Below are 10,842 nucleotides of genomic sequence, written 5' to 3'. Positions count from 1 at the left end.
ACCAGCAATCAAAGCCAGTGCGATCGCTTGCGTGAGAGGCGCTTGCCGGAACACTCTTAGACCGCTGCATATATTGCGGGGATTTGAAAGAGCTTGGCTACTTGCGCGTGTATTCATCTGAGTTCTGCCCAATGGTTGAAGCGAAGCCATCTGGCTGCCCCATCCAGGTCAGCCATCTGCATGGAGCGAGACTCTGTGCAGCAGAGTCTCTCCGATATGGCTACAACGAACTGTTCATCGCAAACCCGCAAGAAATTGCTTTGTTTTTTCCCGCCGCAGGATAGTCACCAAAGAGTCATTAATCGCTGTTATTAAAAGGCGTAAGACGCGATTTCAATGGCACATCCAGCTTGTCTTCAGCTGCGGCTCTCTGTCTCAAAAGCAAGCAGGCCCTCAGCTCAATAGCACCAAGCCTCCAGGCAGCGATCTGGCATGGAGTGAGAAAGTGTGCTGGAGCTGTATCAACGCCAGATCCAGCGATGCAACTGCAAAGTTTCCGGTGACGTATTTTTCGCGGACCGCGGCATTTATCAATACCACGCGTCCAGGCCTGTAGCGATTGATTTCCTCAAGTACCTCAGCCAGTCGAATGTGCTTGAACACCAACATGCCGCGCCGCCAGGAAGACACGGCTGCGGCATCCACTCCCAAGATGCCGCTGACAGCAGCGCTGTCATATACCGCCTGCTGATGCGCCTTCAGCACTCTGCTGCCAGCCGGATGCGACAACTGCACCTGGCCTGCCAAGCAGGTCACGCAGACCTTTTTCCCCCAGAGACTGACCTCAAGCTGACCAGACTCTGTAAGGGCACGCCCCACACCAGCTTTGACAGCAAAAGGCCTAACCCCGGGCTGCACTTCAAGGGCCAACTCTCCGTGCAGCAAATGCAACCCAATGGTTTCGTCACCGTCCGTCTGCTGGCTGATAGTGGTGCGTGTATTGAGTGTGAGCTGCACACGCTCATTCACTGCCACCGTGCGCTGCTCACCCGCTGTCGTTCGGTAGTCTGCAGAAAGGTCAGATGCTGTAGGCCACAGCCCCAAGGGCGAGTAATTCACACCAACGACAGCCACGGCCATCGAAGCTACGCCGGCACCCAAAAACACGCGTCGCCCATGCGCCCGCTGGCGGACAGCGCGCTGGTGGTCGCTCACCAAGGTGGGCTGTGATTGCAACAACTGAGAGACCGGCTGTTTCAGCGCATTCCAACGATCTCTGGCCTCTTCATAAGCGCGCTGGTGCACCGGGCTGCTGCGCACCCATTGGCGGAAACTTTCCGCATCTTCGTGGCTTGCCACGCCGGAATGCAGCAGACGCAGCCATTGCCATGCCTGCTGTTGCAGCATATCGGACGTATGGTGAGCGTCGTTATCGGGTGTCTTGGTCATGTCATCCCCCCCGGCCCCAAAGCTGGGACGAGATCATTCTTCGCTGCCAATACTGCGCAGCATCTCTGCTTTCTCGTTCCATGAAGCTATGACGAATGGCGGCTCACAAACCCGCACTTATTTTCTTGCATGACCATCCATCTGCGCATTGAGTTCATCGTGAGCGCGCCGCAGTTCGTACTCAACCGTGCGCAGAGATATTCCAAGACGTCCGGCCACCTCTTTCTGCGTCACGTTTTCCCAGTGTACAAGCGCCATGATGACACGCCTGCGCTCGGGCATACGCGACATGATCTGCGACAACGCCGCGATATCCGAGCGGGCCTCGGCCACCCGCGCCGGGCAGGGAGCAGGATCAATCATTTCGTCAAGCAGGGCGTCAACTTCCTCGCCAGAGAGACAGCGGCGCTGACGGCGCTGAATATCCGCAGCAATATTGATGGCGATACGCATCAGATAGGCCGCAGGCTGCTCGATGGGACGCTGATCACCTCTATCCTTTACGCGCACCCAGGTGTCATGCAGGGCATCGCTGGCCAGATCGGCATTGCCCAGCACCTGTGTCAAGCGTCGCTTGAGATTGGAGTAGCTCTTATTGAGGTAGTCGAGCAAACCTGGAACCACTTCATCAGACATCTTCAAGGTGCTCCAAGTCGCCGATCACAGTCAACACCTCGCGCCCCCGGCTCCAACAACATGGTCATCGGTTGTCCACGCATCCAAGCAGGAGGAGTGAATCCCAACGGAAAACCTTGCAGGGCTTGCTGCAGCCATGCATCGCGCCGCGTATCACCAGTAGTACCCAGAACCTTTGCTTCGCTGACGTCTCCAGCCTCATCCAGTTGAAAACGCATCAACAGGCTATAGCTACCCGGCTTGGTGTGCGGATTACGACAGAGCAAATCCAGAATACGCGACTGCATCTCTCCCGCATGGGGACTTTTTGTCAGAAAACTGGACAGGCTGGGCAACACACCCTCAGCGCCCTCGCCCGCCTCCTTAAGCACAAAAGTGTGCCCGTGCTCTGACTGAAAGCTCTCCACCGTGAGACCCGTGCCTTGCAGCAGCACCTTGAGCGCCTGTTGTGGCGTCCACTGCCCACGGATAGCGTGCGAGTAGCGTTCTCGCAGCAAATCAGCGTCAAACAGTGCCGGCTGTCCCGACACCTTGCCATACTGCGCCAGCGCTTCAGATAACGGCTGAGCGGCAATATTGAAATCAAATACAGCAATGGCATTGGATGGTTTGGAAGAATGGGCGACAGCAGACATAGAAGAACGACTTGCAGAGCGACTCTCAGACGGCAGCGCCTGTGCATATACACACTGCATGGCTGCTATGGCAAACCAGGGAGCCCATTGGAGTCCCAGCCAGTGCTTTTCCATCAATGACCGCCAGCAGGGCGCGATAAGTCCCCCCATTCCCGCCTACGCAGCCCGGACCCCAATTCAGACATAAATTCAGTCCAACCATCTACATGAAAGAAAAACATGCGGATATTGGCAACAAACTGTGACAGCTTTGTGCAAGTGCCCCAATCGATATAAATATCTCATGTGCTGGCTCGCGAGCAGCTTTTCTTGCAAATGGCTGCAAATCGTCAGTTCCTCCACATATCGGGCTCGCATGCGCTCTCAGCTTCGGATGGGCTTTGTTGCATAACTCTACTCAAGGTAGAGCTTTCCCCCTACCCAGACGTAGTTATACAAAGGCCACCGTCTGGGGCATGCCCAACTCGGTAAATCGATTGAGGATGGATGTACGAGGCCTTGCGTAGTTAAGCAGGAGTCAACAGCCAGCTTTGGGGTGTGCAGTCTTGGACGTACACCGAACCGAAGCGCTACCGACTTGAAGGCAATCGAGACATAGAACAGCCGACTCTTAAACTTCCCAAAGAAGCCCTACAGCCTGGCTTGTCCGATGAGTAGCCCTTGCGCAATATCAAGCACACCGGCTTGGCATCAGCGATCGTTCAATGCACTGAGACATGCTCCTCCTCTGCATTAAAACTTATTGCACGAACACATCAAAGCCTTGCTCGAACTTTTTGAATTCGACTGCTTCCCCCCTAAAAAGCTGCACACTTTGAGACCTTCCCACATGTGGGCTCTCAGGTACACCAGATGTCTCAGGCAACCGTGCATTCCGCGCAGTCTTTCCATCGATGTGTGCACTTTTCGTACGAAGCGCACGAAAGGTCTTCATGACCTTTTCGACGTATTGTCGAGTTTCTGGATAGTTGGGGATTTGATTTCCTGCTCGTCGAACGGCTCCCTCGCCAGCGTTGTACGCTGCCAATGCCAGCTCGGTTTGCCCATTGAACCGGCGCATCAAGTCACTCAAAAGGCGACCACCGACATCTATGTTGACAGACAGCTTATGCAGCTTGCTTCTTAAGGTTTCCGCATCCGGTGCATGAACGCCATACCGTTGAGCAGTGCTTGGCATCAACTGCATAACACCAATAGCGCCCTTCGGTGAAACAGCCTTGGGATCGAACCTCGACTCAGTCTGTGCGACTGCGTGCAAGAGTGCGTACTCCAAGCCATGACGGTTTGCCGCGGACTCCAGCTCAGATCGGATCTCATCTGCAGGGCCTCGCTGCAACACTGGCGATGCGAGCCTTTGCGGAGACGGCTCACTCAGGTCTTGAAGCAACAGCTGGTAGCTTCCATCCAATGCACGATCGGAGAAATGAGCCGTCCCGCTCTCATCGAATGCCACATACACATCGGCAGCTTCTGCAGCTAGCGAGCCAGCTAACAGCAACATAACTAAAGAAATCTTAAGCACAAAAAACGTATGGAATAGTTACATTAGAAAACGATCTTACGCTTTTTTAATGATAATCATTACGATTTGGAAAGTAACCAAAGCCTTCCGGCCCTGATCTCTGAGACATGCGCAAGCGAGCAATCAGCTTTGCGGCATTCGAGCCATCAGCGCCAAAACGAGAGTTGAATGTGCGAATTCTGTTAGTCGAAGACGATAGCGAGGTCAGCTATTGGCTTGGTTCCAAGCTGCAGTCCAGCGGGCATGTCTGTATACAGGTTGAAAGTGGTGAGCAAGCGCTCGAAATACTGTGCCAAGAGGCCTTCGATGTCGTAGTGCTAGATCGCATGCTGCCCGGCATCGACGGCATCGAAGTATTGTCGCGACTGAGAGGCCGCCCTCACCCTCCAGTCATCATCCTGTCGACTCTTGACCATGCCAGCGAGCGTGTCTTGGGGCTGCGCGCCGGGGCAGACGACTATCTCGGTAAACCTTTCGACTTCCCGGAACTGCTCGTCCGTCTCGAATTGCTGGTGCGCCGAGCTGGAGCATCTCCATCACAAGGCACACGCTTAAGCGTACAGGATCTGCAAATTGATATGGTGCGACGTGCCGTATCTCGCTCCGGTCAAGCCATTGACCTGACCGACAAAGAGTATCAATTGCTGCAGACACTGGCAGAGCATCCAGGACAGATCGTGCCACGGGGAATGCTCCTCGAAAAAGTCTGGGGCTTGCAGTTTGATCCACAAACCAACCTGATCGACGTACACATTTCCAAGCTGCGAGCCAAAATCGACAAAGGCTTCGCAAGCCCTCTGCTCAAGACGGTACGAGCCGTCGGCTACGTTTTGGGTTGACCCATGCAAACTAGCCCCTTATCTACCGCCAGCAATGCATCACGGCTGATCGATGGATGTCGCAGGGCCTGGCACCCGTTTTGGCGCGACCATCGCCCCCCAAGTCCTACTGATACCGGCTCCCTGGCCTTGCTAATACGCACTAGCCATTTTCGCCAGGCAGGCTGCTTTGCATTTTTCTTTCTGCTCGTGACTTTAGGCTCAATCATCTGGGGCCAACACCTTCTGGAGCAGGTGCTGGTCACTCATGTCAAGGACATGGTGACCGCCGAAATCCGTACGCAGCAGATGCTAGATGCAAACGGCAATGCCGAGCGCCTGACTCAGGCCTTGCGCCATCGCGAAGCGGCAGCGCCAAGACGCGAACGTGCCACAGCAGTTCAGGCAGCAAATGGGCAGTTGCTGCATGGCCAAGCAGCACTGCTGTTCCCGTCCTTGTGCCAATCCGGCACCACCTCTTGCCACGGTTGGCTGCGCTCTCATCAACAAGACGCCGACGGCAGTGAGCACGAGTGGCTCGCTCACTCATACGCTTTGCCAGAAGGTGGGCGCTACATCATTGGCTATGACATCCTACCGATGCTAGATCGCATCTACCCGGTCCCGCTCGCAGCAGGACTCAGCGTCTTCATGGTGCTGCTAATCAGCCTTGGCGTCGGCTTGTGCTTCAGTCTTGCCGGCGTACGGCATATCAATCGCATCCGACAAGCCATGAGTCGTTTCGCCCGTGGCGACCTCAACAGCCGTGTGGATCTGCATCACAACAATGACGAATTCGGCCTCTTAGGCAAAGACGTCAACCATGCGTTAAAGCGAATCAATCACCTCATGGAAGCGATACGCAACGCCACAAACCACATCGCCCATGAGTTGCGCACACCTCTCACCCGCCTGCAGCAGCGACTGAGCAATATCGCCGATGCGGCCCAGGGCGATCGCGCGGTGGCGCTGGAGCTGCTTCAGGCCAAAGAGGAACTACAGCATATCCAGACCTTGTTCCGGACCGTCATGCGCATCAGCGAAATCGAGACGGGCCGCTGCCTGAACGAGCAATCAGCGATCGATACGCGTGGCCTCCTGAACGACCTGAAGGATTACTACGAGGTCCTAGCCGACCAGCGTGGCCTAACATTGACGGTAGCCATCGCCCCCAATCTGCCCGAGTTCGTCGGTGACAGAGCGCTGTTGCTACAAGCGCTGGTCAACCTTGTTGACAATGCTTTCAAGTACGCCCCGACGGGCAGCAATGTGCTACTTCTAGCGCGTGCGGACGCCACCCATATCGCGTTGGGCGTCGCAGACAAAGGCCCGGGCATAGATGCCGATCAACGCCCCCAGGCAGTGCTGCGTTTTCAGCGCTTGAACCAGGATCGCAGCATCCCCGGCTACGGATTGGGCCTGGCACTGGTGCAAGCGATCACAGATTTGCATGACGGCGAACTCGTGCTTGCCGACAACGACCTCCCTCCTATCTCATCTCAGCGCGGCTTGCAGGCACTGCTGCGCATCCCCGCCATGCCTGACGCCATGAACGTGAAGGATTCTTAATGGTCCGGTCGTTGTTTGTAAATGCGAAATGATTTTCAATACACCCTCTGCTGGCGGGCTGCTGTCCGCTATGAAGCAAACGCTCAACTCCCCATCACTTTCTGGAGCAATTAACGTGACCTCGCGCATTCGCCAATTTCTTCGAGACGAGAGCGGTGTGACCGCCATCGAGTACGGCATCCTCGCTGCCGCAATGGCCGCCGCTGTCGGTGTGATCTTCGGTGCAGACGGTGCTTTCATCACTGCACTTCGCGAAAAATTCAAAAGCATTGCCTCGGACATCACCAGTTCGGGCTCTGATATCAAGTCCGCCAAGTAAAGCACTCAATGGCCACGACACTCACGCTCGCTCATCTAGTGCTGACCCCTGCACTGGCGTGTGTCGTCGTGTCCGATCTGCTGTATCGACGAATTGCCAATCGACTGCTTCTGGTGCTGTTGACGTTCTGGCTGCTGTGCACCTGCATACAACTGTTCCAGGGAAATCTTGACCTTGCGTCGCTGGCTATCGGTGCCGGGATAGCCCTCGCTGTCCTCATCGCTGGCTATTTGCTGTTCGCCATCCACTGGATGGGCGCAGGCGATGCAAAGCTCATGGCTGTTCTTTGCTTGTGGATGGCCGATCAATCACTGCTTTTCATGATGGTCACGGCGCTGGTCGGTGGTCTGCTTGCGCTGATGCTGCCCCTGGTTTTAGCAATTGAACGCGGCATCGCCTGGGCCCTGATGCACATCGATGGCTGGCTTCCACGGCCCACGGTTCCCCTTCCGCACGCTTTGCGCGAGCAACCCCTGCCAGGCATCCCCTATGGGCTTGCCATTGCTGCAGGTGCACTGCTTGTGCTTTGGGGCAGCGTCTAGCGACCGCCCTCCAAGACAAACATTCGCTATGAGTACTTGATTTTGGTGAGTTTCATCGCCTCAAAATGCGAATGAAAGCACGAATCATTATTATTTAATATGAAAACACGTCCATTGATCCTGCTGGTTGGTGCCGTCACTCTCGCTTCAGCCAGCGCTTTGGTCGGTCGTGCGCTGATGCGCCCTCCCCCACCGGTAACCATCGTCAAAGAGGTTCCCGCCACCTCGCCCGTCGCGCCGCCGCTGCGCGTGCTGGCAGCAAGCCGCCTTCTGGAGAGCGGTGAATTCATAGCAGGCAACAGTCTGACGTGGAAGGAGCTTCCTTCGGACGAGATAGATGTTGATCAATGGACTGGAGCCACCGACACCGAGCGGCGCCGGATTGAACGAGAAATCTTCGGCTCCGCAATTCGTCACCCTCTCCAGGCAGGTGAGACGCTGCGCAGACCTTCGGTCGTCAAGCCTGGCGAGCCCGGCTTTCTATCCACCGTATTGCAACCAGGAAAGCGCGCCGTGTCCATTCCCACGACGGTCGTCACAAGCAATGCAGGCTTAGTCAGCGCAGGCGATCGGGTGGACGTCATTCTCAATTTAAATCGTGCGGATCTGCAGCCGCCGAACTCCCAGCCCAACAGCAACTTCAACCTGCTGGCAGCCCAGACCATCGTGCACGATGTGCGCGTTCTCGCCCTGGATAGTCACACGCAGGGCTTGGGTCCGGACGCGATCGCAGAGGAGACCACCACAGAGGATGCGAACAAGCGCAATCCTCGCGCTGCAGGAGCACCTGCAGTGCAGGCCCTGAAAAGGCGCGAAAGCGCGACGCTGGAAGTATCGCCGGCCGAAGCAGAACGACTCTCCCTGGCGCGTGAGGCGGGCACGCTGCAGCTTGCGCTGCGCGGAGTTCGCGAAAACCCAGGCGCCGGTAGGACTTCTAGCGCCGCCGTGCGCCTCGATGACGTCTCCACGGTGCTTGGTGCACCACCTTCGTCACCGGTCGCCAGCTACCGCGGCGCGGCCGTCGCTTACGAGCGACCTGCGCAACAGCCATGACCAACACGCTGGATGGTGACACCTACACCCTGGACCGTCTCGCCTCCACCGACTGCATACCTTCTTCCAAGCTCTGCCCATGAACTCCCAATCACCAAACCTTAGTGGCGCCTGCATGGTTAAGCGCATCGGCCTGGGCTTGGCCGTGACGCTAAGCCTGCTGCACACCACCCATGCCCAGCAGCAGCCTCTGCCTTCAATCAAAGCCAACAGCAATGCTGTACCTGCCACCCTCACACAAAGCAAACCGACCGAACAGCTGGAGCTGTTCGTCAGCCAGGGGCATTTGCTGAAGCTTCCCGCAGAAGCCTCCAAGGTGTTGGTCGCAGACCCTCGTATCGCAAACTTCCAGATGCCCGCTCGCAATCAGGTCTATGTGTTCGCTCTGGCTGCGGGAAAGACAACGTTGTACGCACTGGACAGTCACGACAATGTCATTGCCTCGGTGCTGGTCGAATCACGGCATAACCTACCGAGCCTGAAAGCCCAGGTCGAGCGGTCTGTCCCTGGAGCTCAAGTCGAGCTGGAGCCGGTGCTGGACAACCGGATGATCGTGCGCGGCAAAGTTCGTACGCCACTTGAAGCACGTCAAGTCGTTGAACAGGTGCAAGCCTATCTCGATAGCGCCACCGCCGTGTTGAGCAGAGGCGTTGCAGGCGGTGCCGGTGGAGCAGGTGCGGGCGGTGCAGCGGTCGCAGCCAATGCAGTGCGTTCGCGAAACGGCAACGACACCACGCCCAACGTGATCAATCAGCTGAAAGTCGAGCTCTCCTCCCAGGTCAACATTCAGGTGCGCGTCGTGGAGGTCTCTCGCTCGCTGTCCCATGAACTGGGCTTCGACTGGGCCACCGTACTCAATACCGGCAGTGGCTCCTGGGGGGTGATGACTGGCAGCGCAGCCGGTGCGTTCGCACCGGTGTCTACTGTCTCCACCTCGCTTTTCGACTCGGTCACCGGCCGCTCATTCTCCAGCCTGATCCCCGGCTCCAGCACTGCAAGGCTGGCGGCCGGAGGTTTCACAACAAGAGGCCGCTTCACCCTGGGCGGACTGATCTCAGCCCTCTCCAGCGAAGGCTTTGCCACGCTTTTGGCCGAGCCCAATCTGACGGCGCTATCCGGCGAAAGCGCCGCCTTTGCTGTCGGCGGAGAAGTTCCCATCGTCATCCTGACAAATAACAATGTCCAGATTGAATACAAATCGTACGGCGTGATCTTGCGCATGACGCCCACGCTGCTGTCACCCAATCGCATCAGCCTGCACATTGCACCTGAAGTGAGCGAGCTAACCGAGGATGGCGCCGTAAATCTCCAAGGCCTGACCATCCCCGCATTCCGAGTACGGCGCGCCGACACCACGGTCGAGCTGGCAAGCGGGCAGAGCTTTGCGCTCGCAGGCATGCTGCGCTCGACCGCCGCGCAAACGATTTCGGGGGTTCCGGGCCTCAGCAGCATCCCCTGGCTTGGTCGCATGTTCGAGAGCGAAGCCACGCAAAAAGCGGAAACCGAGCTGGTCATCATCGTGACCGCCAATGTGGTTGATCCCGTGAGCGCCGCTCAGCTGCAGGTGCCGGGTCAGGGTCTTCCTCAAATCGACAACAACCTTCCGCAGCAAGCAGCCATCGGCTACCTCTACTGATGCGAACGCCGCCCACCGCCATTCAGGAATCCGCCCCCATGCGCACCTCATTCTGCTATCCAAGGGTCTGGCAAGCTCTCGCCATTGCTATTGCGGCCACCTTGCTAACCGGCTGCGAGTCACCTCTGAATTCGACTCGCGCTCAGCGCTTCGGCTCCAGCGAGCCTCTCCAGGCCCCGCAAGTCGCACCTCGTGCGTTAGCTCTGGGACTCGTCACAACAGCTGACGGCCAGTCGCTGAGTCCCCAGTCCTTGCAGGCAGCCAACGCTCTGCTTACCCAGCAGGGTCGCATCGGTAATCAGACTCTGAGCATCACGCCCTTCAACGCACAGGGCGTCCCACTCGCTCAGCGCCTGGCCCAAGCCTTGGTGCGCAGCGGCGCTAGCGCCCCCATCGTGCTTGCCGTGCCGAAAGATGCCACAAGACTCGCCCAAGCTGAGGCCGCTGGCTGGACTCTTGAGCTGCAGTCGGAGGCCGTGGTCGTGGATACCGCCCGCTGTCAGATCGCAAACTCCAGCAACTGGACCATCCACCCTTACTACGGTGTCGGAGCGCTGGGCTGCGCCAACCGCGCCAACGTTGCAAGCATGGCAAGCGACCCGCGCGACTTGAATCGCCCCCGCACGCTCGAAGCTGCCGACGGCCGCGCAGCGGTGTTGCCCATCGAGCGCTACCAACGCGGCGAAGTCCGTGACCTGATCGACATCGACTTCGAGGAGTGAC

At 57.5% G+C, this 10,842-nt stretch carries 11 protein-coding genes; 7 read left to right on the top strand and 4 right to left on the bottom strand.

Annotated elements, in window-relative coordinates; translation table 11 throughout:
• Nucleotides 1-393: 393 nt before the first annotated feature.
• The 4 genes from F3J24_RS21580 to F3J24_RS21565 all read right to left on the bottom strand — a co-directional run bounded on the left by F3J24_RS21580 (nucleotide 394) and on the right by F3J24_RS21565 (nucleotide 4,161).
• The gene (locus F3J24_RS21580) at nucleotides 394-1,389 is read right to left on the bottom strand and encodes a FecR domain-containing protein (RefSeq protein ID WP_167010557.1); all 996 of its coding nucleotides are present in this window, start codon (nucleotides 1,387-1,389) and stop codon (nucleotides 394-396) included.
• A gap of 117 nt (nucleotides 1,390-1,506) precedes the next feature.
• Nucleotides 1,507-2,025 (bottom strand): RNA polymerase sigma factor, encoded by a 519-nt coding sequence (locus F3J24_RS21575; RefSeq protein ID WP_167010555.1) that lies wholly within the window; start codon nucleotides 2,023-2,025, stop codon nucleotides 1,507-1,509.
• A 2-nt stretch (nucleotides 2,026-2,027) separates the two neighbouring features.
• Nucleotides 2,028-2,660, bottom strand: a complete 633-nt coding sequence (locus F3J24_RS21570; protein ID WP_167010553.1) for an STN domain-containing protein — start codon at nucleotides 2,658-2,660, stop codon at nucleotides 2,028-2,030.
• A 739-nt stretch (nucleotides 2,661-3,399) separates the two neighbouring features.
• On the bottom strand, nucleotides 3,400-4,161 hold the full coding sequence (locus F3J24_RS21565; protein ID WP_167010551.1) for a lytic transglycosylase domain-containing protein: 762 nt from the start codon (nucleotides 4,159-4,161) through the stop codon (nucleotides 3,400-3,402).
• A 128-nt stretch (nucleotides 4,162-4,289) separates the two neighbouring features.
• Here F3J24_RS21565 and F3J24_RS21560 point away from each other — a divergent pair, with 128 nt between their 5' ends.
• From F3J24_RS21560 to F3J24_RS21530, 7 genes are all read left to right on the top strand, one after another.
• Nucleotides 4,290-5,021, top strand: a complete 732-nt coding sequence (locus F3J24_RS21560) for a response regulator transcription factor (protein WP_205244903.1) — start codon at nucleotides 4,290-4,292, stop codon at nucleotides 5,019-5,021.
• A 3-nt stretch (nucleotides 5,022-5,024) separates the two neighbouring features.
• A complete protein-coding gene (locus F3J24_RS21555; RefSeq protein WP_167010549.1) occupies nucleotides 5,025-6,569 on the top strand; it encodes a HAMP domain-containing sensor histidine kinase in 1,545 nt (514 codons plus the stop codon).
• A 70-nt stretch (nucleotides 6,570-6,639) separates the two neighbouring features.
• On the top strand, nucleotides 6,640-6,888 hold the full coding sequence (locus F3J24_RS21550; protein ID WP_205244902.1) for a Flp family type IVb pilin: 249 nt from the start codon (nucleotides 6,640-6,642) through the stop codon (nucleotides 6,886-6,888).
• A gap of 8 nt (nucleotides 6,889-6,896) precedes the next feature.
• Nucleotides 6,897-7,430, top strand: coding sequence for a prepilin peptidase (locus F3J24_RS21545; protein WP_167010546.1), 534 nt, complete (start codon nucleotides 6,897-6,899; stop codon nucleotides 7,428-7,430).
• A gap of 99 nt (nucleotides 7,431-7,529) precedes the next feature.
• Complete coding sequence (gene cpaB, locus F3J24_RS21540) at nucleotides 7,530-8,483, top strand: Flp pilus assembly protein CpaB (protein WP_167010544.1); 954 nt, start codon at nucleotides 7,530-7,532, stop codon at nucleotides 8,481-8,483.
• Nucleotides 8,484-8,598: 115 nt separating this feature from the next.
• Complete coding sequence (locus tag F3J24_RS21535; protein WP_167010542.1) at nucleotides 8,599-10,119, top strand: type II and III secretion system protein family protein; 1,521 nt, start codon at nucleotides 8,599-8,601, stop codon at nucleotides 10,117-10,119.
• 38 nt (nucleotides 10,120-10,157) lie between these two features.
• Nucleotides 10,158-10,841, top strand: a complete 684-nt coding sequence (locus F3J24_RS21530; RefSeq protein WP_167010540.1) for a CpaD family pilus assembly lipoprotein — start codon at nucleotides 10,158-10,160, stop codon at nucleotides 10,839-10,841.
• Nucleotide 10,842 lies beyond the last annotated feature (1 nt).

The sequence above is a fragment of the Comamonas sp. Tr-654 genome (genome assembly GCF_011752915.1).
Taxonomy (GTDB): Bacteria; Pseudomonadota; Gammaproteobacteria; order Burkholderiales; family Burkholderiaceae_C; genus Comamonas.
This window is presented reverse-complemented; position numbering and strand designations above follow the sequence as displayed.